We start from the raw sequence: 26042 nt of genomic DNA, 5'->3' as shown, positions 1-26042 counted from the left end.
TTATAATTGCTGTTTTTCTTTATGTTTAGCTACGTTCCTCCGCGGAAATACTAAGAGATAAAATATTGCGGGAGGAAATAAATAATGAGCTGGACAAATATATTTTTAGTTGTTCAACTTGTTTTTGGTGTAATTGTCGGATTGTATTTCTGGCATTTACTTCGAAATCAACGAACACAAAAAGTTTCAATTGATCGAGAATCGAAAAAAGAATTAGAACAACTTCGTAAAATGCGTGAGATTTCTTTAACAGAGCCGCTAGCAGAAAAGGTGCGTCCTACAACCTTTTTAGATATTGTAGGGCAAGAGGACGGGATTAAGTCGTTAAAAGCGGCTCTTTGTGGTCCGAATCCGCAACATGTAATCATATATGGCCCACCAGGTGTTGGGAAAACAGCGGCAGCACGTCTTGTATTAGAAGAAGCGAAACGAAATCCTAAATCTCCATTTCGTACGAATGCAACATTTATTGAACTTGATGCGACAACAGCTCGGTTTGATGAACGTGGTATCGCAGACCCTTTAATTGGTTCGGTGCATGATCCGATTTATCAAGGTGCTGGGGCGATGGGGCAAGCAGGTATTCCGCAACCGAAAAAAGGTGCTGTAACAGATGCACATGGTGGTATTTTGTTTATTGATGAGATTGGCGAGCTCCATCCGATTCAAATGAACAAAATGTTAAAGGTGTTAGAAGATCGAAAAGTATTTTTAGAAAGTGCGTACTATAGTGAAGAAAATACAATGATCCCAACATATATACATGATATTTTCCAAAAAGGCTTACCGGCAGATTTTCGCTTAGTTGGAGCAACGACACGTTCGCCAGAGGAAATTCCTCCTGCTATTCGGTCACGTTGCTTAGAAGTATTTTTCCGTGAATTAGATACGGAAGAAATTCAAAAAGTAGCGAAAAATGCCGCGGAAAAAGTGGAAATGCAAATAGGTGAAAATGGTATTGAAATGATTGGGATGTATGCAAGGAATGGACGAGAAGCGATTAATCTCGTGCAAATCTCTACGGGTATGGCGATAAATGAAGAACGTTCTTTCATTAAGGATGAAGATATAGAGTGGGTTGTTCACTCAAGTCAGCTTACACCGAAATATGAAAAGCGCATTTATCCGATTCCAAGGATTGGTCTTGTAAATGGTCTTGCTGTATACGGACCCAATACAGGTGCGTTATTAGAAATTGAAGTAACAGCAATTCCGGCGAAAGATAAAGGATCGGTAAATGTTACGGGAATTGTGGAAGAAGAAAGTATTGGTAGTCAAACGAAATCGATTCGTCGTAAAAGTATGGCGAAAGGCTCTGTTGATAATGTATTAACAGTACTTCGTTCTTTAGATGTGTTGCCAGAAGGATATGATATACATATTAATTTTCCAGGTGGTATCCCAATTGATGGACCTTCTGCGGGAATCGCTATGGCAACAGGTGTATATTCTGCGGTGCACCGCACGTATGTAAATAATGAAGTAGCGATGACAGGGGAAATAAGTATACACGGAGAAGTAAAACCTATTGGTGGCGTGTACGCAAAAATAAAAGCTGCGAAAAAAGCGGGAGCTAAGAAAGTCATTATTCCTGCTGAAAATATGCAACCATTTTTGTATACGATTAAGGGAATTGAAATTATTCCTGTTCGTAAGTTAAAAGAAGTATTTGAGTTAACGTTTATGCAAGAAAATATGCATAGAGAGCTAGATGTACATACTCACGTAGACGAAACAGATGCACAATCTATGTAAAAATAAACAATAATAAAATTTGCCAGACTTCGTTTAAGTTTGTATGCTTAATCGGAGTCTTTTTCTTTTCGTGAGGTAGAAAAACAAGCTATTTACAATTGCGCGGAATCTCAGCAATTGCATCTAGGTGTATTGTAATATAAAATAGTTGAACAGGAGTTTAATTTATTATGGAGGTGCTATGTCTAGTATGAATACGAACGAAAGAATCGTGCCCCTCCTACCATTAAGAGGCGTTCTCGTATATCCAACGATGGTTTTGCATCTTGATGTAGGACGTGATAAATCGATACAAGCACTAGAGCAGGCGGCAATGGATGAAAATATCATCTTTTTAGCAATGCAAAAAGAAATGAATATCGATGATCCGAAAGAAGATGACATATATAGTGTAGGTACAGTGGCGAAAGTGAAGCAAATGTTAAAATTGCCGAACGGTACGCTTCGTGTCCTTGTGGAAGGTTTACATAGAGCAGAAGTAATAGAGTTTATCGAAGAAGAAAATGTAGTACAAGTGTCTATTAAAACGGTAACTGAAGAAGTAGAAGATGATTTAGAAGAGAAAGCTTTTATGCGTACGTTACTGGAGCATTTCGAACAATATATTAAAGTTTCGAAAAAAGTTTCAAATGAAACTTTTGCAACGGTAGCTGATGTGGAAGAACCAGGGAGATTAGCTGATTTAATTGCTTCTCACTTGCCGATTAAAACGAAGCAGAAACAAGAGATTTTAGAGATTGTATCTGTAAAAGAACGATTACAAACACTTATTTCAATTATTCAAGATGAACAAGAGTTACTTAGTCTAGAAAAGAAAATTGGGCAAAAAGTGAAACGTTCCATGGAGCGCACGCAAAAAGAATATTTCTTACGTGAGCAAATGAAGGCGATTCAAACTGAACTTGGCGACAAAGAAGGCAAGGGCGGAGAAGTAGAAGAACTTCGTGAGAAAATTGAACAGTCAGGAATGCCGGAAGAAACAATGAAGGCTGCCCTGAAAGAATTAGATCGTTATGAAAAGTTACCAGCAAGTTCTGCGGAGAGTGGTGTTATTCGCAATTATATTGATTGGTTATTAGCGCTTCCGTGGACAGAGGCAACAGAAGATATAATTGACCTTGCTCATTCGGAAGAGATTTTAAATAACGATCATTACGGTCTTGAAAAAGTGAAAGAGCGTGTACTTGAATATTTAGCTGTACAGAAGTTAACGAATTCATTAAAAGGACCTATCCTTTGTTTAGTAGGCCCTCCTGGGGTCGGCAAAACTTCGCTAGCGCGTTCAATTGCAACATCATTGAATCGTAACTTCGTCCGTGTATCTCTTGGTGGTGTGCGTGATGAATCTGAAATTCGTGGTCACCGTCGTACATATGTTGGAGCAATGCCAGGACGCATTATTCAAGGTATGAAAAAGGCGAAAACAGTTAATCCAGTCTTCTTATTAGATGAGATTGATAAAATGTCTAACGATTTTCGTGGAGATCCATCAGCGGCATTACTTGAAGTATTAGATCCAGAACAAAACCATAACTTCAGTGATCATTACATTGAAGAACCATATGATCTATCAAAAGTTATGTTTGTAGCAACTGCTAATACACTTTCAAGTATTCCAGGTCCATTACTTGACCGTATGGAAATCATTTCGATTGCTGGCTATACAGAACTTGAAAAAGTACACATTGCTCGTGAGCATTTGTTGCCGAAACAATTAAAAGAACATGGCTTACGAAAAGGTAATTTACAAGTGCGTGATGAAGCGCTGCTTGAGATTATTCGTTATTATACACGTGAGGCTGGTGTTCGTACGCTAGAGCGCCAAATTGCAAAAGTTTGCCGTAAAGTAGCGAAGATTATCGTTACAGCAGAACGTAAACGTATCGTTGTGACAGAGAAAAAGATTGTTGATTTACTTGGTAAACACATATTCCGTTATGGGCAAGCTGAAAAAACAGACCAAGTTGGTATGGCAACAGGTCTAGCTTACACAGCAGCAGGCGGCGATACACTTGCCATTGAAGTTTCTGTAGCGCCAGGAAAAGGGAAACTAATTTTAACAGGGAAACTTGGGGATGTTATGAAAGAATCAGCACAAGCTGCGTTTAGTTATATACGTTCTCGTGCAGAAGAGCTTCAAATCGATCCGAATTTCCATGAGAAAAATGATATTCATATTCACGTTCCAGAAGGAGCAGTTCCAAAAGACGGACCGTCAGCAGGTATTACGATGGCAACGGCACTTATTTCTGCGCTAACAGGTATTCCTGTAAGTAAAGAAGTGGGTATGACAGGTGAAATTACACTTCGTGGTCGTGTATTACCAATTGGTGGTTTAAAAGAAAAAACATTAAGTGCTCACCGCGCAGGCTTAACAAAAATTATTTTGCCAGCAGAAAACGAGAAAGATTTAGATGATATTCCAGAGAGCGTAAAAGAAAACCTTACGTTTGTGCTTGCATCTCATTTAGATGAAGTATTGGAGCACGCATTAGTAGGAGTGAAACAATGAAAGTAACAAAAGCAGATATTGTAATTAGTGCTGTTAAACCAGAACAATATCCAGACAGTGATTTACCAGAAATTGCATTAGCAGGTCGTTCAAATGTGGGGAAGTCTTCCTTTATAAATAAAATTTTAAATCGTAAAAAGTTAGTGCGTATTTCTTCTAAACCAGGAAAAACGCAAACGCTGAACTTTTTCTTAATCAATGAGATGATGCACTTTGTTGACGTTCCAGGTTATGGATATGCGAAAGTATCTAAATCCGAGCGCGCTGCATGGGGGAAAATGATTGAAACGTACTTTACAACGCGTGAGCAATTAGACGCAGCTGTATTAGTAGTTGATTTACGTCACCAACCAACAAGTGATGACGTGATGATGTATGATTTCTTAAAGCATTATGAAATCCCAACAATTATTATTGCGACGAAAGCCGATAAAATTCCAAAAGGGAAATGGCAAAAGCATTTAAAAGTTGTAAAAGAAACGCTTGCTGTTGAAATTGGCGATGAAATTGTTCTATTCTCTTCTGAAACAGGACTTGGAAAAGAAGAAGCGTGGAAAGCAATTCATAAATTTACAAAAACAAAAAACGCGTGACGAATGTCGCGCGTTTTTGTTTTGCTAAATTTTTTAGCGTACGTTTAATGTAACTTCAATATTTCCTCGTGTTGCTTTCGAGTAAGGACATACACCGTGAGCCGCTTCTACAAGTTCTTGTGCTTCGTTATGTGAAACGCCAGCCACATGTACATCAAGTACAGCAGATAGGCCGAAACCACCATCTGTATCTTTTTCGATAGAAACGTGAGCAGTTACTTCTGTACTTTCTACTTTCACACGTTTTGTACGAATGACAAGTTGTAATGCACTATCGAAACAAGCTGCATAACCAGCTGCAAATAGTTGTTCTGGATTTGTTGCTTCTCCGCCTGCACCACCTAGTGCTTTCGGCATTTTTACATCAAGATTTAATATGCCATCATCTGAAACTACTTTCCCATTTCTTCCACCTGTTGCTGTTACTGAAGCAGTATATAATTTATCCATATTTATTCCCCTTTTCTATCATTAATTGTTTTCATTGTGTCAATTAGTTTATTTAGCTGAATTAATAAAGAGCGATATTCTTGCTCTGTAATTCCTAAGTTTGTAGCCATCGTTGTCGGTAATGAACAAGCCTTTTCCTTTAAATCTTTGCCTTGTTCTGTTAATTCAATACAAACTTTTCGCTCGTCTTCTTTGGAACGAACACGTTTTACAAGTTTTAATGATTCCATGCGTTTTAACATAGGTGTTAACGTACCAGAATCTAAAAATAGACGTTCTCCAATTTCTTTTACTGTTAGTCCATCTTGCTCCCATAGTACGAGTAAAGTAATGTACTGGGGATACGTAATACCCATTTCTTCTAAATAAGGTCGATAAAAACGAGTAACCTCTCTAGAGCAGGCGTAAATAGAAAAACAAAGTTGGTTATCTAGATGCAAAGAGTCCTCTGTCATAAATAACTCCCTTCTAATTAATTTGTGCACAATTTAATTTCGTAAAACCAATATAACGAAAAAGAAATACAATGTCAAATACATTGTATTGAGAAAGTCTTTGTTGCATTTTGGAACAATCATACATATTTTCCTTCATGATGAAAGAAGATAGGGAAGATGATGTTATAATTTATATGGAATAGTTTCCATCACTTGATTATGAGGGCTTTTTTTGGTAACGTACAAATAGAGTTATTAATTTATAATCATTATAAAGTAGAAGTTTTTTTATTAGTGTTACTGAATCTCCTTTATTACATACGGAGAATAATTAAAAAATAATCAGTTGTTCACACGATTGTCAGATTCATAAGAGGAAAGTTGTATTATGATAGTAGATAAAGTGATAAAACGGGTGAAGGGGGACATGCTGCGTGCATATTCTTGTTGTTAGTGTAAATTATCGAACAGCCCCTGTAGAATTTCGTGAGAAACTCACATTTCAGGCAGCAGAACTAGAGCGAGCGATGACTACATTACAAAATCAAAAGAGCGTGTTAGAGAATGTCATTGTATCAACTTGTAATCGCACTGAGATTTATGCTGTTGTCGATCAATTACACACGGGACGGTATTATATTAAGAAGTTTTTAGCTGATTGGTTTCAGCTTGAAATAGAAGAAGTCGCGCCATATTTAACTATTTTTGAACAAGATGGTGCAATAGATCATTTATTCCGCGTAACGTGCGGTTTAGATTCTATGGTAGTCGGAGAAACGCAGATTTTAGGTCAAATAAAAGATAGCTTTTTAGAAGCGCAACAAGTTAAAGCAACAGGCACAATTTTTAATGAATTGTTTAAGCAAGTCATTACATTAGCAAAACGTGCCCACTCAGAAACAACAATCGGGGAAAGTGCGATGTCTGTTAGTTATGCTGCTGTTGAGCTTGGAAAGAAAATATTTGGCGAGTTAACAGATTGTCATGTGCTTATTCTTGGTGCTGGTAAAATGGGCGAACTTGCACTGCAAAACTTATATGGAAGTGGTGCTCGTAAAGTAACAGTTATGAATAGGACGCTTTCGAAAGCAGAAGTAATGGCTGAGAAATATATGGGACATGCAAAATCGTTAAGCGAATTACAATGTGCATTATTAGAAGCAGATATTTTAATTAGTTCAACTGGTGCATCTGAGTATGTCATTACGAAAGAGATGATGACAAAGGTGGAGAAAATGCGCTGTGGTCGCCCTTTGTTTATGGTTGACATTGCAGTGCCACGTGATATTGATCCAGCGATTGATGAGCTAGAAGGTTCTTTCTTGTATGATATTGATGATTTACAAGGAGTAGTGGAGGCAAACCGTGCTGAGCGTTTGAAAGAAGCAGAGAAAATTCAATTTATGATTGAAGAGGAAATTGTTCTATTTAAAACGTGGTTAAGTACACTTGGTGTTGTTCCATTAATATCAGCTCTTCGTGATAAGGCACTTGCAATCCAAAGTGAAACGATGGTAAGCCTAGAGCGAAAAATACCAAACCTTAGTGATCGCGAGAAAAAAGTTATTAGTAAGCATACGAAAAGTATTATTAATCAATTATTAAAAGACCCAATTTTAGTAGCGAAAGAAATAGCTGCTGAAGAGGGAGCGAGCGAAAAATTAGCGTTATTTGCGAAGATTTTCGATTTAGAAACGGAAGACGTAGAGAATTGTGCGGAAGAAGTAGAACATAAAAAAGTGTGGACACCATCCGTTCCATCTTTATAATTTGGAAGGATGATCGGATGAGTTTTTTAAATAACAGTATTATTTATCATATTGCAATTATTTTATATGCTTGTAGCATTAGTTTATATTTTATAGATTATTTCCAAAGTAACCGAAAGGCGAACCGATTTGCTTTTTGGTTACTTTCGATTGTATGGGTCCTGCAGTCTATTTTTATGTTACTTAGGGCTACAGATTCAGAAACGAATCCTATTTTAACTTTATTATCAGGGATATATTTTTATGTTTGGTTATTGATTACGATGTCGTTAGTCATTAATCGATTTATGAGAATTGACTTTTTAGTCTTTTTTACAAATGTTGTTGCATTTGGCGTAAGCGCTTTTTCTATTTTTACACCGCTCGGAAAGATGTCGCCAGTACTTGCGGAACAATTAGTTTCAGAACTTGTATACGTGCATGTCGGTATGGCAATTATTTCTTACGCAACGTTTACTGTATCGTTCATTTTTTCTATTATGTACTTATTACAATATCGCCTATTAAAAAAGAAAAAATGGAATGCGAGATTAAGAAGATTAGGGAATTTACCGAAGCTAGAATCTATGTCTTACGGATTAAATTTATTTTCTGTTCCATTTTTCTTACTAGCAATTTTATTGGGATGTATATGGGGATATACAAAATTGGACAATTTCCATTGGTATGATACGAAAGTAATCGGATCTTTTGTCGTTCTATTTGTGTATTGCACAGGTTTATATTTACGAGCGGCAGATGTGTTGCAAGGTAAGAAAATTGTACAGTGGAATATCGGATCGTTTCTCGTAATGCTAGTAAACATTTTTCTATTAAGCAGTTTATCCAATTTCCACTTTTGGTATTTATAATGAGGAGAGAGAATTATGCGCAAAATTATTGTAGGATCACGAAAGAGTAAACTAGCATTAACGCAAACAAACTGGTTTATTGATCAGTTAAAAGCCCTAGGTCTACCATATGAATTTGAAGTGAAAGAAATTGTCACAAAAGGTGATGTTATTTTAGATGTTACTCTTTCAAAAGTAGGCGGCAAAGGCTTGTTTGTAAAAGAGATTGAACACGCGCTACTTACGAAAGAAATCGATATGGCTGTACATAGTATGAAAGATATGCCAGCCGTACTTCCAGAAGGTTTAATGATTGGCTGTACACCAAAGCGTGTTGACCCTCGTGATGCTTTTATCTCAAAAAATGGAGCATCGTTTAAAGAGTTAGCGGAAGGTGCTATTTTAGGTACGAGTAGTTTAAGACGTAGTGCACAGCTACTCGCTGCGAGACCAGATTTACAAGTGAAGTGGATTCGCGGGAATATCGATACACGTTTACGTAAATTAAAAGAAGAAGATTACGATGCGATTATTTTAGCGACAGCTGGATTACAAAGAATGGGCTGGGATGATGAAGTTATTACAGAACATTTAGATGAAACGTTATGTGTACCTGCTGTAGGACAAGGTGCATTAGCGATTGAGTGTCGTGAGGATGATAAGGATTTATTGCAGTTGTTAGCGCATATTAATGATGCGATAACAGAAAGAACAGTGGCGGCGGAGCGAGTATTTCTTCATAAACTTGAAGGTGGATGCCAAGTTCCAATCGCTGGATATGCAACCCTTACAGAAAACGATGCAATCGAATTAACAGCTCTTGTCGGCTCTATGGATGGCTCTGTTTTATTAAAAGAGACAGTAGTGGGTACTGATCCTGAGGAAGTAGGATTAGAGGCCGCGGACCGTTTAATTAAGCAAGGCGCCAAAGAACTCATTCTTGCTGCAAATAAGGAGCAACAATAAATATGAACGCTCTCGCTGGAAAAACGGTATTGATTACACGTGCCCAGCATCAAGCGAAACAAATGAGTGTAGCAGTGAAAGAAAAGAGCGGAATTCCATTGGAAATTCCGCTTTTGCGTATGGAAGGTATGTCTCATAGGCAAATTCAACATATTGAAGAGCAGCTACATTCATACGACTGGGTTATTTTTACGAGCAGAAATGGTGTAGCTTTTTTTCTAGATAGTTTAAAAAAGAAACTACCACTAACCATTAAAATCGCTGCGGTAGGTGTGAAAACAAAATTAGAGTTAGAAAAAAGGGGCTATCAAGTTCATTTTGTTCCGACTTCATTTGTTGCAGAAGCATTTGCAGAAGAGTTTCTAAAAGAATTAAGTGGAAATGAACGTATTTTATTTCCGAAAGGGAATTTAGCAAGAGAGGTAATTCCGGTTGCACTTCGGGAAATTGGTGTTTCTCTAGATGAGCTAACCGTATACGGTACGAAAGTGAATATAGAAAAAAAGCAAGAGCTTATAGCGGCATTGAAGTTAGGGAAAGTAGACATTATTACATTTACGAGCCCTTCAACTGTTACTAGTTTTGTTCGTTTACTTGAGGGTACAAACTGGAGAGAATGGACAAAAAAATGTACAATTGCTTGTATAGGACCTATTACGGAAAAAGAGGCAAGTCTTTATTTTCCGTCTGTTATTGTGCCGAAAGAGTACACTGTAGAAGCATTACTACAATATGTTTGTGAATCTATAAAATGAAAGAATGGGGATAGAAATCTATGAACTCTTTACAATTTAATCGTCATCGTCGTTTAAGACAAAGCGGGGGCATGCGTGCGCTTGTGCGTGAAACGTTTTTACATACGGAAGATTTTATTTACCCTATTTTTGTATTAGAAGGTGAAAATGTTCGTAATGAAGTTCCTTCTATGCCAGGCGTATATCAAATGTCTTTAGATTTATTGCAAGCTGAAATGCAAGAAGTTGTTGATTTAGGTATTCGTTCTGTTATTGTATTTGGTTTACCTGCTGAAAAGGATGAAGTTGGATCATCAGCATATTGTGATCATGGAATTGTACAACGTGCTATTCAGCAAATTAAAGGTGATTTCCCTGAGCTAGTAGTAGTTGCAGACACATGTTTATGTCAATTTACAAGCCATGGTCATTGCGGTGTAATTGAAGATGGTATTATTTTAAATGACGAGTCTCTTGCAGTTCTTGCGAAAACAGCTGTAAGTCAAGCGAAAGCAGGAGCGGACATTATTGCGCCATCAAACATGATGGACGGCTTTGTAACAGCAATTCGCCATGCATTAGACGAAAATGGTTTTGGACACGTGCCAGTTATGTCGTACGCTGTGAAATATTCATCAGCATTTTATGGACCATTCCGTGATGCTGCGCACGGTGCACCGCAATTTGGTGACCGTAAAACATATCAAATGGATCCGGCAAACCGTATGGAAGCATTCCGTGAAGCAGAATCAGATGTAATGGAAGGTGCAGATTTCTTAATCGTAAAACCAGCTCTTTCTTACTTAGATATCGTTCGTGATGTGAAAAACAACTTTAATTTACCAGTTGTCGCTTATAATGTAAGTGGTGAATATTCGATGATTAAAGCGGCAGCGCAAAATGGTTGGATTAATGAAAAAGAAGTTGTTCTTGAAAAATTAATTAGTATGAAACGTGCAGGAGCAGATTTAATTATTACGTATCATGCAAAAGATGCAGCAAGATGGTTACAAGAAGGAGGCGCTAAATAATGAAAAAGTTTGATAAGTCAATTGCAGCGTTTGAAGAGGCGCAAGACTTAATGCCTGGCGGCGTAAATAGCCCGGTTCGTGCCTTTAAGTCTGTTGGGATGAATCCGTTGTTTATGGAGCGTGGAAAAGGCTCTAAAGTATATGATATCGATGGGAATGAATACATCGACTACGTATTATCATGGGGTCCTTTAATTCATGGTCATGCAAATGATCGTGTTGTAGAAGCGTTAAAATCTGTTGCTGAAAGAGGTACAAGCTTCGGTGCACCAACAGAAATTGAAAATAAATTAGCAAAACTTGTTATTGAGCGCGTGCCATCAATTGAGATTGTGCGTATGGTTAACTCTGGAACGGAAGCAACAATGAGTGCACTACGTTTAGCTCGTGGTTATACAGGTCGTAATAAAATCTTGAAATTTATCGGTTGTTACCACGGTCATGGTGATTCGTTATTAATTAAAGCTGGTTCTGGTGTGGCGACTTTAGGTTTACCAGATAGTCCTGGTGTACCAGAAGGTGTAGCGAAAAATACGATTACAGTAGCTTATAACGATTTAGAAAGCGTAAAATACGCGTTTGAACAATTCGGTGATGATATTGCTTGTGTAATTGTAGAACCAGTAGCAGGAAATATGGGGGTTGTTCCTCCGCAGCCTGGATTTTTAGAAGGTCTTCGTGAAGTAACAGAACAAAACGGTGCATTGCTTATTTTTGATGAAGTAATGACAGGGTTCCGAGTAGCTTATAATTGTGGCCAAGGTTATTATGGCGTAACGCCTGATTTAACATGCTTAGGTAAAGTAATCGGTGGTGGTTTACCAGTAGGAGCATACGGTGGTAAAGCGGAAATTATGCGCCAAGTTGCGCCAAGCGGACCAATTTACCAAGCTGGTACTTTATCAGGTAACCCACTTGCAATGGCGGCAGGTTATGAAACGTTAGTACAGTTAACGCCAGAATCATATGTAGAATTTGAGCGTAAAGCTGAAATGTTAGAAGCTGGATTACGTAAAGCAGCTGAAAAACATGGCATTCCGCACCATATTAACCGTGCAGGCTCTATGATTGGTATTTTCTTTACAGATGAACCCGTTATTAATTACGATGCAGCAAAATCTTCAAACTTAGAATTCTTTGCGGCTTACTATCGTGAAATGGTAGAACAAGGTGTATTCTTACCACCATCTCAATTCGAAGGTTTATTCTTATCGACAGCACATAGTGATGCAGATATTGAAGCGACGATTGCAGCAGCTGAAATTGCAATGTCAAAATTAAAAGCGTAATGTATTAGAGAAAATCGCTCTCCATAAGGGGAGCGATTTTTTTTATTCATAAAGTAAGCTTTCCGCACATAAATCTGTAATGACATATAGTTTGGGAGGGGGAAAAGAAGTGGCTGCAGATCATTCATTACGATTTTCATTAAAAGAATCTGTGTGGTTCCAAAAAGGACAGGAAGTCGAAGAACTTTTGTCAATTTCGTTAGATCCAGACGTTGAGATAGAAGAGCTTGATCATGAAGTAATCGTGAGAGGACAATTAGATTTAACGGGAGAGTATGTTGCACGAAAAGATGATTCCACGTATTCATTAAGAGAACTATCGCCAGCAAAGTCAATTGATTATGTAGAAACAAGAGAAGATGGGGTTAATGAACTTGTTCATTCCTTTCCACTTGAAATATCAATTCCGAGAAATCGAGTGAAAGTAATTGAAGAGCTATATGTATCAATCGAGGAATTTGATTATGAATTAAAGGAAAATGGTTGCTTACAATTATTAGCGGATATATCTATTACCGGTTTGTGTGATGAAGAGAGAGGCGAGGATGAAGTTGAAGAGGAAGAAACGGTGTATGCTGAGTTAGAAGAAGATTCAGCGCAAGAGGATGAAAATAGACCGGCGCCGCATGTAGAAGAACCGGCATATAAGGAATCAGATGAGTGGGAAGATTACGCATTTGAACCGTTCCAATTAGAGGAAAGAAAAGAGCAGGAATTAGAAGAAGAGAAAATAGAAGAACATGAATTTGTGGAACGTGAAGAGGAGCAAGAAACAACGCCGCAATTTGAACTGTTCGGACGAAAAGATTTCAAGAAAGAAAAAGCGAAAAAGCAGGAAGAACAAGAAGAAGAGTACTCACAGCGAGATGAAAATGCGCTTTATTTAACAAAACTATTTACGAAAGAACCGGAAGAAGAATTTACAAAGTTAAGAATGTATTTCGTGCAAGAAGGAGATACAATTGAATCTATTGCAGACCGTTATGAAACGTCTGTACAAAATTTATACCGTGTTAATCAAACAGAAGATATATTTTTAAATACGGGGCAAATTATTTATATTCCCGTTTCAAGGGTAAAGACGAAATAAGGAAGTGAGTGTTTTCACTCACTTCCTTTCTTAGAGGCTATGTTTTGAATAGAAAGGGTTATTCGTATGGATATTGAGTTGCGAAATCACTATGAACCTATCGTGAGGCAATATAGATTGGATACGCAGCATATGGAAGAGCACGGAAATGTAATGAAAATTTATACGAATCAAGGTCCATATGCACTCAAGAAAATAGAAGGCAGAAAGTTAGAGCGGAATAACTTTCTGCATCATATTCAATATTTGAAGGAGAAAGGTTTTTCAAATTATGTACCTATATATCATGCGACGGATGGAAGTTATATTTTAAGTGACGGGACGTATAATTATTATTTAATGCCTTGGTTAGAACGTGCAGAAGGAAACGGTGAGGACAATGATCAATACCATAAAATGTTTCAGACACTTGGAACGTTGCATCAAAAAACTGTGAAGGAAGAAATGTATACGGAAGAAGATTTAGAAAAACATTATACAAGTATATCCGATCGTTGGGAAAATGATGGTGAGATGTTAGAAGAGTTTCTCGTAGAATCTGAATCAAAATGGTATATGTCCCCGTTTGAATTGCAATATTGTACGTACTATCATCATGTAATGAGAGCGCGTGAATTTGCAACGAAGCAATTAAATGAGTGGAACGATGCGATGAAAGAAAAAGAGAAAACGCGTATTACTTTTGTGCATGGTAATGTGTCACTTAATCATTTTTTATTTGACTATGAGCGGAATGGCTATTTTATTAGTTTAGAAAAATCGAAGTTTGCAACGCCTGTGCAAGATATAGTAGGTTTTTATTCACGGTCTTTAAACACATATCCAATCGCAAGAAGTGATCGGTTTGAATGGTTTCAAATGTATCAAAAAAATTTCCCTTTTACGAAAGAAGAGCAACTACTTATGTTTGCGTATATGACGTATCCATCGCAATTTATTCGGCAAATCCAGTCCTATAAGAAAAGAAGAGATAATCGCAACGAGGAAAATGAACTGCGCGGAGTAAAGAGTTTGCAACAATCGCATTGGCTCGTTAGCAATATAGAATATTTCCTGTCACAATTACAAGCTGCCCAGCAAGGGAACGGATAAAGTAAAGGCATTCCCCGCTGATGATTAGCCTTCACCAATTGGGCGTTTACGGGCACCAGGGCTCCCATCTAACTTCTTTGCTTCAGCTGAGTTTTAAGGTGGAGGTCTTACTGCCCGCAAATAGCGGGGGAAAGAAGATAAGTAGAGGATTCTACTTATCTTCTTTTTTTGGCACGAAAAGCTGTAGTTTTAAATTTGTCTTGACGAATAAGGTTTCGTTTTTTACACTATTGTATATAATAATTAACAATCATATAAATGCCTTGAAGGGGAAGAGTATAACATGAAACGTCTTCAGAGAGGAGAATCATTAGCTGGGAGATTCTCTAGATAGTTATGTTAGAAGGTAGCCCTGGAGCATCTTTTCTGAACGGAATAGTTCTTATTAGGAAAAGACGGATTTGTCCGTTATCAAATTAAGAGTATAAGCAAATTATGAATTTGTTTGTAAATAAAGGTGGTACCGCGATGTCCCTCGTCCTTTTTGGATGAGGGACATTTTTTATTTTAAGGAGGGAAAATAATGTCAAACACGGAAAAGAATTTACCAACTAAATATGATTATATGTCCGTTGAAGAAGGCCTTTATCAATGGTGGCTTGAAGGCAAATATTTTGAAGCAACAGGAGACGAGAAGAAACAACCATATACAATTGTAATTCCACCTCCGAACGTAACTGGTAAGTTACACTTAGGTCATGCTTGGGATACAACTCTTCAAGATATTTTAACTCGTACGAAGCGTATGCAAGGATACGATGTGCTATGGCTTCCAGGAATGGACCATGCTGGTATTGCAACACAAGCAAAAGTAGAAGGAAAACTTCGTGAAGAAGGTATTTCACGTTACGATCTTGGCCGTGAAAAATTCCTTGAAAAAGCTTGGGAGTGGAAAGAAGAATACGCTTCTCACATTCGTCAACAATGGGGAAAAGTTGGTTTAGGACTAGACTATTCTCGTGAACGCTTCACATTAGACAAAGGTTTATCAGATGCGGTTAATAAAGTATTCGTTCAATTATACGAAAAAGGCTTAATTTACCGTGGTGAATATATCATCAACTGGGATCCAGCAACACGCACAGCTCTTTCTGATATTGAAGTAATTCATAAAGAAGTTCAAGGTGCATTCTACCATATGAACTATCCGTTAACAGATGGTTCTGGTCACATTCGTCTTGCGACAACTCGTCCAGAAACGATGCTGGGTGATACAGCAGTAGCAGTTCATCCCGAAGACGATCGTTACAAACATTTAATCGGAAAAACAGTTACACTTCCAATCGTAGGCCGTGAGATTCCGATTATTGCTGATGAGTACGTAGAAAAAGATTTCGGAACGGGCGTTGTAAAAATTACACCAGCTCATGACCCGAATGACTTTGAAGTAGGTAACCGTCATGACTTACCACGCATTTTAGTAATGAACGAAGATGGAACAATGAACGAAAAAGCTGGTAAGTATAACGGTATGGATCGTTTCGAATGCCGTAAAGAATTAGTGAAAGACTTACAAGAAGCTGGCGTATTAGTAGAAATCGAGCCACATATGCATTCAGTAGGTCATAGTGAGCGTAGCGGTGCAGTTGTTGAGCCTTATTTATCAACACAATGGTTCGTAAAAATGGCTCCACTTGCTGAAAAAGCAGTAGCGCTTCAACAAAAAGAAGAAGAAAAAGTAACGTTCGTACCAGAGCGTTTTGAAAACACATATTTACGCTGGATGGAAAATATTCATGACTGGTGTATTTCTCGTCAATTATGGTGGGGACACCGTATTCCAGCTTGGTACCATAAAGAAACTGGTGAAGTATACGTAGGTACAGAAGCACCAGCAGATATTGAAAACTGGAATCAAGATAATGACGTACTTGATACATGGTTCAGTTCAGCGTTATGGCCATTTTCAACACTTGGTTGGCCAAATGAAGATTCAGCAGACTTCAAACGTTACTATTCAACAGATGCACTAGTAACGGGTTATGATATCATCTTCTTCTGGGTATCTCGTATGATTTTCCAAGGTTTAGAGTTTACAGGAGAGCGTCCATTTAAAGATGTATTAATTCACGGTTTAGTTCGTGATGAGCAAGGTCGTAAAATGAGTAAATCTCTTGGTAACGGTATTGATCCAATGGATGTTATCGAGAAGTACGGTGCAGATGCAATGCGTTTCTTCTTATCAACAGGAAGTGCACCAGGTCAAGATTTACGTTTCAGCATGGAAAAAGTAGAATCTACTTGGAACTTCATTAATAAAATTTGGAACGCATCACGTTTCGTATTAATGAACATGGATGATATGAAGTATGAAGAAATCGATTTAACTGGTGAAAAATCAGTAGCAGATAAGTGGATCTTAACTCGCTTAAACGAAACAATCGAAAGCGTAACACGTAACATGGATAAATATGAGTTCGGTGAAGCTGGTCGTTCATTATACAACTTCATTTGGGACGATTTCTGTGATTGGTATATTGAAATGGCGAAACTTCCACTATACGGTGAAGATGAAGCAGCTAAGAAAACAACTCGTTCTATTTTAGCTTACGTATTAGATCAAACAATGCGTCTATTACACCCATTCATGCCATTCGTAACAGAGAAAATTTGGCAACATTTACCGCGTGAAGGCGAGTCTATTACAGTAGCTGCGTGGCCAACAGTTCGCGAAGATTTACAAGATACGGAAGCTGCGGCAGAAATGCACCTTCTAGTTGATATCATTCGCTCTGTTCGTAACATCCGTGCAGAAGTAAATACGCCAATGAGCAAAAAAGTTCAAATGCAAATTAAAGCAAAAGATGAGGCTGTACTTGCTCAACTTACGAAAAACAGCTCTTACATTGAGCGTTTCTGTAACCCAAGCGAATTAACAATTCAAACGGACTTACAAGCGCCAGAAAAAGCAATGACTGCAATCGTATCAGGTGCAGAGTTATTCTTACCGTTAGCTGATCTTATCAATCTTGATGAAGAGAGAGCTCGTCTTGAGAAAGAACTTGAGAAGTTCGATAAAGAAGTAGAACGTGTACAGAAGAAACTTTCTAACCAAGGTTTCGTAGCGAAAGCTCCTGCAGCGGTTATTGAAGGAGAGCGTGCGAAAGAGCAAGATTACCTAGAAAAACGCGAAGCAGTTCGTCAACGTCTAGCAGATCTTGAAAAGTAAAAATGTTTTTAGAGACTCACTATATTGGTGAGTCTCTTTTCTTTGCGTATAATAGAACTATGAAAGTTGTCTTTTGAAAGGGGAAAAACATACGTGATACATACATACGAAGAAGCGATAGGGTGGATCCATAGCCGATTGAAATTTGGAATTAAGCCAGGATTAGAAAGAATGAGATGGATGTTAGAAGAACTTGGAAATCCAGAGCGTCATATAAAATGTGTTCATCTTGCTGGTACAAATGGAAAAGGTTCAACGTTAACATATATGCGTTACATGTTAGAAGGCGCGAAATATAAGGTAGGAACGTTTACCTCTCCTTACATCGAATCATTTAATGAACGCATTAGTGTGAATGGAACACCAATTGCAGACGAAGAGATTACTGAACTTGTAAAGATGGTAAAACCAGTCGTGGAAAAACTAGATGAAACGGATTTAGGGGAAGCGACAGAGTTTGAAATTATTACTGTTATGGCGATTTGCTATTTCGGAAAATTCAATTTCTGTGATGTTGTTTTATTTGAAACAGGGCTTGGTGGACGTTTTGATTCTACCAATGTTATACACCCTGTTCTCACGATTATTACAAATATAGGTCACGATCATATGCATATTTTAGGAAATACACTAGGGGAAATTGCATATGAAAAGGCGGGGATTATTAAGTCTGGCGTGCCCGTAATTACTGGTGTACAAGATGAAGAAGCTTTGCAAGTCATTCAAAATGTTGCAAAGGAAAACCATGCAAACTTATACGAACTTGGCAAGCATTTTACAGCGTTGCATAAACAGTCTAACGAAGATGGGGAACAGTTTGATTTTACTTGTCCTTTTTCCGCATTTGAAGATTTGCAAATCTCAATGAAAGGCATTCATCAAGTAGGAAATGCAGCGCTAGCACTTATGGCAGTAATGTATGTGAAAACATATTTATCATTTTTAATTGAGGAAGATGAGATAAGAACGGGATTACGGGAAGCATATTGGATTGGGCGCTTTGAAAAGTTGCGAAGTAACCCGGATATTATTATAGATGGTGCTCATAATCCAGAAGGTATCGAAAGCCTTGTGAAAACAGTAGAAGCGCATTACAAAGATAAAAATGTAATAGTGTTATTTACTGCCCTTGGTGATAAACAATTACATAACATGGTAGGCCAATTAGAAACCATTGCAGATGAAATTATTTTTACAACATTCGCCTTTGATCGTGCTATTTCTGCTGACAAGCTTGCATCATATTCACAGAAAGAATCAAAATTAGTTTTTGAAAATTGGAAAGAGGCAATTGATACAAAAGTTGAAAAGATAGCAGAAAATGATGTTTTTATCATAACAGGTTCTCTTTATTTCATTTCTGAAGTACGAAAATATATTCGCGAGAAAAACTAGATAGTCTTTGCTATCTAGTTTTTTTGTTCTACAAATGAAGTCAAATGCATACATATAAGATAAATATATAGGGTTATTTGGCGAATTCCTCTGACAAATATCTCGTTTTTTTATGAAATGAATATGATATGATGCGGACAACGATAAGAGGTGAGGTGTGAGTGTATGGACAAGCAATCACGAACGATCTCAGTGAAAGTGAATGGAACAGAAGCGAAGTATGAGGAAAAAAAGAAAGATGAATTTGAATGGATGGTAGTAGAAAGTGAACGACCGAAAAATGTTGTTCCGTTTCAAAAAGCGAAATCAATGTCTGTGGAAAAATACCGAAAGAAGTGGAGTAATACATTAATTGTAATCGTTGCAACTGCAATCATTATCGGTACGGCGTTTGGAATGGGGATGCTTCATTTACTTACTGGACAAGGAACGACAGGAGGAAGTGAAGTGACAGCTTCAAGGCCGACTGGAAATGGAGAATCAAAGGTGGGTGGAACGGCAGAACAAACACCAGCACCGAAAGAAGAAAAACAAAAAGCACAGACAGGAACGTCATTGGATCCGATGAAATTATTTTTTGTTCAAGGGGGGCTTTATTCTTCTGAAGAAAAGGGACAGGCAGCTCTTGAAGAATGGAAAGGCAATGGGGGCATTGGTGCTTTGAGACCGAGCGGTGATAAGTATGCAATAGTTGTTGGTATTGCTAGCGATGAACAGTCTATAAATCAATTAATGACTAAGTATAAAAATGATGGTGTCTCCGTTTTAAAAAAGAGCTGGGATATAACAGATAAAGCATTGCTGAAAGATGATAAAGAAGTAGGGACATTTTTAACAAAAGTGCAGCCATTATACACTCATTTAGCAAAATATGCTTCTAGCGTACAAGTTGGTGGAAAAAGCAGCCCAAAAGATATAGAAGCAATTGAAAAAGAATGGAAAAAGGTTGAAAAAGAAGGGGAAAGTATGAAACGAGAAGAAGCAAAGAAACTGTATATGTATACGTCGGTAGCTGTACAAACAGTAAAAGATGGGAAGGTGGATAAGGAATCTTTGGCGAAATTAAATCAAGTTATTATTGATGGTTTACTCTCGTATGAAAAAATTGTTTCGTAGAAAGTGAAATGATAGGATAATAAAATGAGTAAGAAAGAAGTACATGTACTTCTTTCTTTTCTTTTGAATTTAGAGCAAAGTGCTTTCTCTATGACGGGAATATAATCGTATGCAATAAAGAAGTTTTATTTTAGTTAGAGAAATTAATATTTCTTTCATTTGTGGGCAAACTATTCCTTTGATACGATTAATATAAATTGTTCTGCTTCATGTGAGAAAGGAAGGAGAAAATATGAGAAAAATAATTTTAGCTTCAGGATCACCTCGGAGGAAGGAATTACTTGAGTTAGCTAGTGTGCCATTTGAAATCGTTGTAAGTGAAGTAGAGGAAACAATTGGTGCATATTCATCGCCTTCTGATATTGTAATGTCGCTTGCCTTGCAAAAAGCATCAGCGGTGGCAGAAAATAATAGTGATTACATTGTGTTAGGTGCAGATACAATTGTTACATATGAGTCGCGTATTCTTGGTAAGCCTTCTAATGAGGATGAGGCGAAAGAGATGTTACAATTACTATCAGGGAAAACACATGAAGTGTATACAGGTGTTGCGATTATAGCAAAAGAAAAAACGGTTACTTTTTATGAGCGTACAGAAGTTACATTTTGGGAGTTAACAGAAGAGGAAATTGATACATACGTCGCGTCGAAAGAACCTCTTGATAAAGCCGGTAGTTATGGGATTCAAGGTAAAGGATCTATTTTCGTTCAAAATATTCAAGGGGACTACTATAGTGTAGTTGGCTTACCAATTGCACGTCTCGTTCGGGAATTAAAACAATTTGATATTGATGTAACCCATGCGTAAAATTGCATGGGGTTTTCTTTGAGAGAACAAATAAAGGGGTGGAGAGATGAACGGTATTCGTGATGTTGTAAGAGAAGAACAGCCACGGGAGCGTTTATTGTTAGAAGGTGCTGGAAGTTTATCAAATCGAGAGCTTCTCGCAGTGTTACTCAGAACAGGTTCTAAAGAAGAAACAGTTTTAAAGTTGTCAGATAAAATTTTACACCAATTTGATGGCTTACGTATGTTGAAAGATGCAACATTAGAAGAGCTAATTAGTATACATGGTATTGGGATTTCAAAGGCATCGCAACTTATGGCAGCCTTTGAACTAGGCAGAAGAATGGTACGTTTAGAATATCAAAATAGATATAGTATTCGAAGTCCAGAAGATTGTGCGAAATACATGATGGAAGAAATGCGTTTTTTACAACAAGAGCATTTTGTTTGTTTATATTTAAATACAAAAAATCAAGTTATACATAGGCAAACGATCTTTATTGGAAGTTTAAACACGTCAATTGTACACCCGAGGGAAGTTTTTAAAGAAGCCTTCCGTCGTGCAGCAGCCTCTATCATATGTCTTCATAACCATCCCTCAGGAGATCCCACGCCGAGCCGTGAAGATATTGAAGTAACCAAACGCTTAGTAGAATGCGGCCAGATTATCGGAATTGAAGTGCTTGATCATATTATAATAGGTGACCATAAATTCGTGAGTTTAAAGGAAAAAGGTCATATTTAAGACTATGCTTTTTACTTATTTTGTTTTATAATGTGATTTATGAGTTTTTTGTAGAAATTTATCTACAAAAAGGATAAAGATATAAAAAACGTACTGTTTTTATAATATAAATTAAGAAAAAATGAGTCCGTGAAAACAAGAAAGGAAGATAAATAATATGTTTGGATTTGGTGGATTTACTCGCGATCTTGGAATAGACTTAGGAACTGCGAACACGCTTGTATATGTAAAAGGAAAAGGTGTAGTTTTACGTGAACCTTCAGTAGTGGCGTTACAAACTGATACGAAACAAATCGTTGCTGTAGGTAGCGACGCAAAACAAATGATTGGTCGTACACCAGGGAACGTTGTGGCACTTCGCCCGATGAAAGACGGTGTAATTGCTGATTACGAAACAACTGCAACAATGATGAAATATTACATTCAACAAGCTCAAAAATCAAACGGTTTCTTCTCACGTAAGCCGTATGTAATGGTATGTGTACCATCTGGTATTACAGCTGTAGAAAGACGTGCAGTAATCGATGCGACTCGTCAAGCGGGTGCTCGTGATGCTTATCCTATCGAAGAGCCATTTGCAGCAGCAATTGGTGCAAACTTACCTGTTTGGGAACCAACTGGTAGTATGGTTGTTGATATCGGTGGTGGTACAACAGAAGTTGCAATTATTTCTCTAGGTGGTATTGTAACAAGCCAGTCAGTCCGTGTTGCTGGTGATGATATGGACGATTCAATCATTCAGTACATTAAGAAAAGCTATAACTTAATGATCGGTGAAAGAACAGCTGAAGCATTAAAATTAGAAATTGGTTCTGCAGGCGAGCCAGAAGGTATCGAGCCTATGGAAATTCGCGGTCGTGATTTAGTAAGTGGTTTACCAAAAACAGTACTAATTCAGCCAGAAGAAATTGCAGATGCATTAAAAGATACAGTAGATGCGATTGTAGAATCAGTTAAAAATACGTTAGAAAAAACTCCACCTGAATTAGCGGCTGATATTATGGACCGCGGTATCGTATTAACAGGTGGCGGGGCATTACTACGTAATTTAGATAAAGTAATTAGTGAAGAAACGAAAATGCCAGTTCTTGTTGCAGAAGATCCATTAGATTGCGTAGCAATTGGAACAGGTAAAGCATTAGACAATATCGATCTTTTCAAAACTGCTGCTCGATAATATTGCAAAATAAAAATCAGTGAAATTAAGAGGGTGTGAACGTGCCACAGTTTTTCTTAAACAAAAGATTAATTGTTTTGTTGGTTAGTATTATTCTTCTCGTGGCATTGATTGGAATCTCATTGAAAGAACGGAACAGTTTAACATGGCCAGAGCAGTTTGTTAAAGATACTGTCGGTGTTGTAGAACGTGTATTCCAAAAGCCAGCGAAATACGTAGCTGGATTCTTCGAAAATGTAGAGGATGTAAAGCGCACGTATGAAGAGAATAAAGAATTAAAAGCAAAATTAGATAATTATGCAGGTCTATCAGGGAAAGTAAAACAATTAGAAGATGATAACAAGAAGCTACAAGAGCTAACGGGTAAAAAAGAGTTAAATAGCGGGTATACTGAAATTCCAGCTACTGTTGTTTCTCGTAATCCAGATAAATGGTACGATTTAATTGGAATTGATAAAGGGGCACAGCAAGGAATTAAAAAAGATATGGCTGTAGTAACTTCACAAGGGTTAGTTGGAAGAGTGAAAAGTGTATCTCAGTTTACATCATCAGTAGAATTACTAAGTTCTATGAGCCGAACAAATCGCGTTTCTGCTATTGTACAAGGGCAAGAGAAAATCTTTGGATTGATTGAAGGTTATGACAAAGAAAAGCAATTACTTCTTTTCACAAAGATTGGCTCTGATGCACCGGTAGATAAAGATCAACTAGTTGTAACATCTGGACTGGGTGATATTTTCCCGAAAGGTCTTGTAATTGGAAAAATCGTTGAAGTTCAGCCGGATGTATATGGCTTAACAAAAACAGCTTATGTAAAACCTGCCGCTGATTTAAATGACGTAGAGCATATTACGGTTGCTAAACGTGCAACACCTTCAGCGCCATTAGAATAGGAGGAGAAGAAGAGATGATGAAGATATTAAAAAGAGCAGCTCTTCCTCTTTTGCTCCTTTTTGTGTTTCTATTTGAAAATATGTTTGCTACTGTTGTTCCAACGGATGTGTTTTGGAAAGACAGCATAGCAGCACCGCATTTCTTTATAATCGTCTTATGTTTTATTACAGTGTATTATAGTCCGGTCCAAGGGATTTATTACGGACTATTATTTGGCTTCTTATTTGATACCGTATACACAGAACTTGTCGGGATATATATTTTTGCTTATCCGATTTTAGCTTATTTAGTATATAGTGTGATGAAAGTACTACAATTGAATTTATTTATTGTTGTTTCTATCATATTAGCTAGTGTTGTAGCACTAGAGTATTATGTGTATGGATTCTTAACTTTATTAGGACGTACTCATATGCCAGCGTATGTCTTTTTCACAGATCGTCTCCTTTCTACTTTATTGTTAAATGCTATTTTCTTATTGATAGTTTGTTTCCCACTGAGACGATATATAGTGCGTCTTTCAAAAGCGATGGAAGAAAAAGAAAAAAGGATTTTCTAATTTTATGTCGAATTGAATCGGTGGGGTGAACTTTAGTGGAAGAAAAAAAGCAACAAAATGTAACGATAAAAGGGACAAAAGATGGGATAACGCTTCATTTAGATGATTGTTGTTCATTCTCAGAATTATTGGTGGAATTAGACGAAAAACTTTCTACACATTACTACGATGGTGATGGACGTTCTTTAATTGAAGTGCATGTGAAAGTAGGAAATCGTTATTTAACAGAAGTCCAACAAGAAGAGATTCGTACGTTAATTCGTAATAAAAAGAATCTTGTTGTGGATTCAATTGAAAGTGATGTTATCACTAAAGCAGAAGCAATAGCTTGGAAAGAAGAAACAGAAATTGTCCCTATTTCCAAAATTGTTCGCTCTGGACAAGTTTTACATGTAAAAGGAAATTTGTTGTTAATTGGAGATGTTAATCCAGGCGGAACGGTTATCGCTGGGGGGAATATTTTTGTCGTAGGATCATTAAGAGGAATTGCACATGCTGGGTATTATGGGGATTCGGATGCTGTAATCGCTGCATCTGTTATGAACCCGATGCAACTTCGAATTAGTGATGTGGCAATGCGGGCTCCGGAAGAGAAAGAAGACGGAGCGGAGGCGGCAGAATGTGCGTATATTAATGAGAACAATCACATTGTTGTCGATCGCCTGCAACTTCTCACTCATCTTAGACCTAATTTAACAAAGTTAGAAAGGGGAATTGTATAGCTGTGGGAGAGGCAATAGTAATTACATCTGGAAAAGGCGGAGTAGGTAAAACTACTACATCTGCGAACATTGGTACGGCCCTAGCGTTATCTGGAAAGAAAGTGTGCTTAATTGACACAGATATCGGTCTTCGAAATTTAGACGTAGTAATGGGGCTGGAAAATCGTATTGTATTTGATCTTGTTGATGTCGTTGAAGGGCGTTGCCGTTTACCTCAGGCTCTTATTAAAGACAAACGTTTTGATGATCTTTATTTATTACCTGCAGCACAAACGAGTGATAAATCAGCGGTAACACCTGAACAAATGGATGAATTAATACAAGTATTACGTCAAGATTATGATTACATATTAATCGATTGTCCTGCGGGGATTGAGCAGGGATTTAAAAATGCGGTAGCTGGTGCGGATAAAGCAATCGTTGTTACGACTCCAGAAGTATCCTCAATGCGCGATGCGGATCGTATTATTGGGCTTTTAGAAAAAGAGGATATTGAACCACCGAAACTTGTTATTAACCGTGTGCGTAGTCATATGCTTCATGAACAGGATATGTTAGATGTTGATGAAATTGTACGTACATTGTCAATCGAGCTTCTTGGTGTTGTCGAGGATGACGATGAAGTTATTCGAGCTACAAATACAGGTGAACCTGTGGCGTTGCAACCAAGCGGAAAAGCAGCGTTGGCTTATCGTAATATTGCAAGACGCTTGTTAGGTGAGAATGTACCATTACAAGCATTTGAACAAGAAAAGGTATCGGTATTTGCAAAGGTGAAAAACTTCTTTGGAATCCGTTAAGAGCACTTCGCACATATGCGAAGTGCTTTCTTTTTTCTTCACACGAATATCTTTCTTTCTTAGCTCATACATATGTACAAACTGTATACAACTGTTTCTAATGAAATTAGCTTAACGAAAGAAAGGAGAC

Annotated in this window: 23 protein-coding genes and 1 other annotated feature; of the genes, 21 read left to right on the top strand and 2 right to left on the bottom strand. The window is 37.5% G+C overall.

The window, feature by feature from the left end; all coding sequences use genetic code 11:
• Nucleotides 1-84: 84 nt before the first annotated feature.
• The 3 genes from lonB to ysxC all read left to right on the top strand — a co-directional run bounded on the left by lonB (nucleotide 85) and on the right by ysxC (nucleotide 4860).
• The gene (gene lonB, locus NST86_RS22665; RefSeq protein ID WP_061664903.1) at nucleotides 85-1755 is read left to right on the top strand and encodes an ATP-dependent protease LonB; all 1671 of its coding nucleotides are present in this window, start codon (nucleotides 85-87) and stop codon (nucleotides 1753-1755) included.
• A gap of 181 nt (nucleotides 1756-1936) precedes the next feature.
• Nucleotides 1937-4267 carry an endopeptidase La gene (lon, locus tag NST86_RS22660; protein WP_000097285.1) on the top strand — a complete coding sequence of 777 codons (2331 nt, stop codon included), beginning with the start codon at nucleotides 1937-1939 and terminating at the stop codon, nucleotides 4265-4267.
• On the top strand, nucleotides 4264-4860 hold the full coding sequence (gene ysxC, locus NST86_RS22655; RefSeq protein ID WP_000869116.1) for a ribosome biogenesis GTP-binding protein YsxC: 597 nt from the start codon (nucleotides 4264-4266) through the stop codon (nucleotides 4858-4860). Before lon ends, ysxC begins: the two co-directional genes overlap by 4 nt.
• Before the next feature lie 33 nt (nucleotides 4861-4893).
• Here ysxC and NST86_RS22650 read toward each other — a convergent pair whose 3' ends face one another.
• Together NST86_RS22650 and NST86_RS22645 are read right to left on the bottom strand one after the other, a co-directional pair.
• On the bottom strand, nucleotides 4894-5310 hold the full coding sequence (locus NST86_RS22650; protein WP_061664902.1) for an organic hydroperoxide resistance protein: 417 nt from the start codon (nucleotides 5308-5310) through the stop codon (nucleotides 4894-4896).
• Between the two features lie 2 nt (nucleotides 5311-5312).
• Complete coding sequence (locus NST86_RS22645; RefSeq protein WP_016118673.1) at nucleotides 5313-5765, bottom strand: MarR family winged helix-turn-helix transcriptional regulator; 453 nt, start codon at nucleotides 5763-5765, stop codon at nucleotides 5313-5315.
• 416 nt (nucleotides 5766-6181) lie between these two features.
• Between NST86_RS22645 and hemA the strand changes: the two genes are divergently transcribed.
• The 18 genes from hemA (at nucleotide 6182) to minD (ending at nucleotide 25912) form a co-directional block, all read left to right on the top strand.
• Nucleotides 6182-7516, top strand: a complete 1335-nt coding sequence (gene hemA, locus NST86_RS22640; protein WP_000547864.1) for a glutamyl-tRNA reductase — start codon at nucleotides 6182-6184, stop codon at nucleotides 7514-7516.
• A 17-nt stretch (nucleotides 7517-7533) separates the two neighbouring features.
• The gene (locus NST86_RS22635) at nucleotides 7534-8367 is read left to right on the top strand and encodes a cytochrome c biogenesis protein (RefSeq protein ID WP_000008999.1); all 834 of its coding nucleotides are present in this window, start codon (nucleotides 7534-7536) and stop codon (nucleotides 8365-8367) included.
• A 15-nt stretch (nucleotides 8368-8382) separates the two neighbouring features.
• Complete coding sequence (gene hemC / locus NST86_RS22630) at nucleotides 8383-9312, top strand: hydroxymethylbilane synthase (protein ID WP_001226399.1); 930 nt, start codon at nucleotides 8383-8385, stop codon at nucleotides 9310-9312.
• 2 nt (nucleotides 9313-9314) lie between these two features.
• Entirely contained in the window at nucleotides 9315-10067 is a 753-nt protein-coding gene (gene hemD, locus NST86_RS22625; protein ID WP_000992349.1) for a uroporphyrinogen-III synthase, read from the top strand.
• Nucleotides 10068-10087: 20 nt separating this feature from the next.
• Nucleotides 10088-11077 (top strand): porphobilinogen synthase, encoded by a 990-nt coding sequence (hemB, locus tag NST86_RS22620; protein ID WP_001087065.1) that lies wholly within the window; start codon nucleotides 10088-10090, stop codon nucleotides 11075-11077.
• A complete protein-coding gene (gene hemL, locus NST86_RS22615) occupies nucleotides 11077-12366 on the top strand; it encodes a glutamate-1-semialdehyde 2,1-aminomutase (protein WP_000712943.1) in 1290 nt (429 codons plus the stop codon). The genes hemB and hemL overlap by 1 nt, the downstream gene beginning before the upstream one ends.
• 79 nt (nucleotides 12367-12445) lie before the next feature.
• A complete protein-coding gene (gene spoVID, locus NST86_RS22610; RefSeq protein ID WP_115735440.1) occupies nucleotides 12446-13456 on the top strand; it encodes a stage VI sporulation protein D in 1011 nt (336 codons plus the stop codon).
• A gap of 66 nt (nucleotides 13457-13522) precedes the next feature.
• The gene (gene ysxE / locus NST86_RS22605; protein ID WP_000350655.1) at nucleotides 13523-14548 is read left to right on the top strand and encodes a spore coat protein YsxE; all 1026 of its coding nucleotides are present in this window, start codon (nucleotides 13523-13525) and stop codon (nucleotides 14546-14548) included.
• 254 nt (nucleotides 14549-14802) lie between these two features.
• Nucleotides 14803-15034: a binding site (T-box leader), on the top strand.
• A gap of 37 nt (nucleotides 15035-15071) precedes the next feature.
• Complete coding sequence (locus tag NST86_RS22600; RefSeq protein ID WP_340934322.1) at nucleotides 15072-17717, top strand: valine--tRNA ligase; 2646 nt, start codon at nucleotides 15072-15074, stop codon at nucleotides 17715-17717.
• Nucleotides 17718-17810: 93 nt separating this feature from the next.
• Nucleotides 17811-19112 (top strand): bifunctional folylpolyglutamate synthase/dihydrofolate synthase, encoded by a 1302-nt coding sequence (locus tag NST86_RS22595; RefSeq protein ID WP_086424105.1) that lies wholly within the window; start codon nucleotides 17811-17813, stop codon nucleotides 19110-19112.
• A 165-nt stretch (nucleotides 19113-19277) separates the two neighbouring features.
• Nucleotides 19278-20228: a hypothetical protein gene (locus tag NST86_RS22590; RefSeq protein WP_000361012.1), complete on the top strand. Its 951-nt coding sequence runs from the start codon at nucleotides 19278-19280 to the stop codon at nucleotides 20226-20228.
• A gap of 232 nt (nucleotides 20229-20460) precedes the next feature.
• Complete coding sequence (locus NST86_RS22585; RefSeq protein ID WP_001226294.1) at nucleotides 20461-21036, top strand: Maf family protein; 576 nt, start codon at nucleotides 20461-20463, stop codon at nucleotides 21034-21036.
• Between the two features lie 46 nt (nucleotides 21037-21082).
• Nucleotides 21083-21760 carry a DNA repair protein RadC gene (gene radC / locus NST86_RS22580; RefSeq protein WP_001013391.1) on the top strand — a complete coding sequence of 226 codons (678 nt, stop codon included), beginning with the start codon at nucleotides 21083-21085 and terminating at the stop codon, nucleotides 21758-21760.
• Nucleotides 21761-21917: 157 nt separating this feature from the next.
• Nucleotides 21918-22937: a cell shape-determining protein MreB gene (mreB, locus tag NST86_RS22575; RefSeq protein ID WP_000466736.1), complete on the top strand. Its 1020-nt coding sequence runs from the start codon at nucleotides 21918-21920 to the stop codon at nucleotides 22935-22937.
• 41 nt (nucleotides 22938-22978) lie between these two features.
• Nucleotides 22979-23830 (top strand): rod shape-determining protein MreC, encoded by an 852-nt coding sequence (gene mreC / locus NST86_RS22570; RefSeq protein WP_227593285.1) that lies wholly within the window; start codon nucleotides 22979-22981, stop codon nucleotides 23828-23830.
• Between the two features lie 14 nt (nucleotides 23831-23844).
• Nucleotides 23845-24390: a rod shape-determining protein MreD gene (gene mreD, locus NST86_RS22565; RefSeq protein WP_000975766.1), complete on the top strand. Its 546-nt coding sequence runs from the start codon at nucleotides 23845-23847 to the stop codon at nucleotides 24388-24390.
• A gap of 35 nt (nucleotides 24391-24425) precedes the next feature.
• Entirely contained in the window at nucleotides 24426-25112 is a 687-nt protein-coding gene (gene minC, locus NST86_RS22560) for a septum site-determining protein MinC (protein ID WP_000391525.1), read from the top strand.
• A gap of 2 nt (nucleotides 25113-25114) precedes the next feature.
• On the top strand, nucleotides 25115-25912 hold the full coding sequence (gene minD, locus NST86_RS22555) for a septum site-determining protein MinD (RefSeq protein WP_000503309.1): 798 nt from the start codon (nucleotides 25115-25117) through the stop codon (nucleotides 25910-25912).
• Nucleotides 25913-26042 lie beyond the last annotated feature (130 nt).

Source organism: Bacillus sp. FSL L8-0199 (assembly GCF_038005705.1).
Classification (GTDB): Bacteria; Bacillota; Bacilli; order Bacillales; family Bacillaceae_G; genus Bacillus_A; species Bacillus_A cereus.
The sequence above is the reverse complement of the archived record's forward strand: the minus strand, read 5'-3'. Positions and strand labels throughout refer to the sequence as shown.

Coding starts and splice junctions, on each gene's coding strand:
- hemL (WP_000712943.1), top strand. CDS start 11,077: ATGAAAAAGTTTGATAAGTCAATTGCAGCGTTTGAAGAGGCGCAAGAC.
- NST86_RS22645 (WP_016118673.1), bottom strand. CDS start 5,765: ATGACAGAGGACTCTTTGCATCTAGATAACCAACTTTGTTTTTCTATT.
- NST86_RS22600 (WP_340934322.1), top strand. CDS start 15,072: ATGTCAAACACGGAAAAGAATTTACCAACTAAATATGATTATATGTCC.
- NST86_RS22590 (WP_000361012.1), top strand. CDS start 19,278: ATGGACAAGCAATCACGAACGATCTCAGTGAAAGTGAATGGAACAGAA.
- spoVID (WP_115735440.1), top strand. CDS start 12,446: ATGACATATAGTTTGGGAGGGGGAAAAGAAGTGGCTGCAGATCATTCA.
- ysxC (WP_000869116.1), top strand. CDS start 4,264: ATGAAAGTAACAAAAGCAGATATTGTAATTAGTGCTGTTAAACCAGAA.
- lonB (WP_061664903.1), top strand. CDS start 85: ATGAGCTGGACAAATATATTTTTAGTTGTTCAACTTGTTTTTGGTGTA.
- mreB (WP_000466736.1), top strand. CDS start 21,918: ATGTTTGGATTTGGTGGATTTACTCGCGATCTTGGAATAGACTTAGGA.
- hemD (WP_000992349.1), top strand. CDS start 9,315: ATGAACGCTCTCGCTGGAAAAACGGTATTGATTACACGTGCCCAGCAT.
- NST86_RS22635 (WP_000008999.1), top strand. CDS start 7,534: ATGAGTTTTTTAAATAACAGTATTATTTATCATATTGCAATTATTTTA.
- NST86_RS22650 (WP_061664902.1), bottom strand. CDS start 5,310: ATGGATAAATTATATACTGCTTCAGTAACAGCAACAGGTGGAAGAAAT.
- mreD (WP_000975766.1), top strand. CDS start 23,845: ATGATGAAGATATTAAAAAGAGCAGCTCTTCCTCTTTTGCTCCTTTTT.
- NST86_RS22585 (WP_001226294.1), top strand. CDS start 20,461: ATGAGAAAAATAATTTTAGCTTCAGGATCACCTCGGAGGAAGGAATTA.
- hemC (WP_001226399.1), top strand. CDS start 8,383: ATGCGCAAAATTATTGTAGGATCACGAAAGAGTAAACTAGCATTAACG.
- ysxE (WP_000350655.1), top strand. CDS start 13,523: ATGGATATTGAGTTGCGAAATCACTATGAACCTATCGTGAGGCAATAT.
- hemB (WP_001087065.1), top strand. CDS start 10,088: ATGAACTCTTTACAATTTAATCGTCATCGTCGTTTAAGACAAAGCGGG.
- radC (WP_001013391.1), top strand. CDS start 21,083: ATGAACGGTATTCGTGATGTTGTAAGAGAAGAACAGCCACGGGAGCGT.
- lon (WP_000097285.1), top strand. CDS start 1,937: ATGTCTAGTATGAATACGAACGAAAGAATCGTGCCCCTCCTACCATTA.